The organism is Vibrio sp. 10N.222.46.A1 (genome assembly GCF_041473595.1).
In the GTDB taxonomy this organism is placed as follows: Bacteria; Pseudomonadota; Gammaproteobacteria; order Enterobacterales; family Vibrionaceae; genus Vibrio; species Vibrio tasmaniensis_A.
This window is the reverse complement of record NZ_JBFRSN010001866.1, coordinates 1-451: the sequence shown is the minus strand read 5'-3', so window position 1 is coordinate 451 and position 451 is coordinate 1. Positions and strand designations below refer to the sequence as shown.

Annotated in this window: 1 pseudogene; it reads right to left on the bottom strand. The window is 40.6% G+C overall.

The features are described 5' to 3' along the window. Positions 1–31 precede the first annotated feature (31 nt). Positions 32–451 (bottom strand): annotated as a pseudogene (locus AB4496_RS29670) (DUF945 domain-containing protein); the annotation flags it as partial.

The window sequence follows — 451 nt, the reverse complement described above, 5'->3', positions numbered from 1 at the left end:
ATCACCCTATCAGTATTCAAGCCTGTTCTGTTTATTGAACAAAAACCGGCATAAGTAGAGCGATTAATGGAATTTCTTGTCCATTTTCGAACACTAGGTTTCCATTTTCTAAGTCAGCGCTGATTTCATAACCACTTTCTGTTTCCTTGATCATTTCCATCACAAGCAATTCATCGATACCTTCACGGATGAATGGGTACTCTTCAACAAGCTCATTTGAGAAGCTAGAGTGAACGTTACCCGTTAATGCCGGCATGATCATCGAAGGATTACTGCTGATGTTTTCGGTTCCTTCCGGTACGCTCACTAACCACTTAGATTCGAATTGACCCTTACCTAGATCTAACGACATATTGTTCATTGAAAGGTCGAAGCCTTTAGCAAACAGGATATCGATAAATGGAATGATCTCGGCAACGTCTTCTTGCGTCATTACTGGATTAGATTGGTA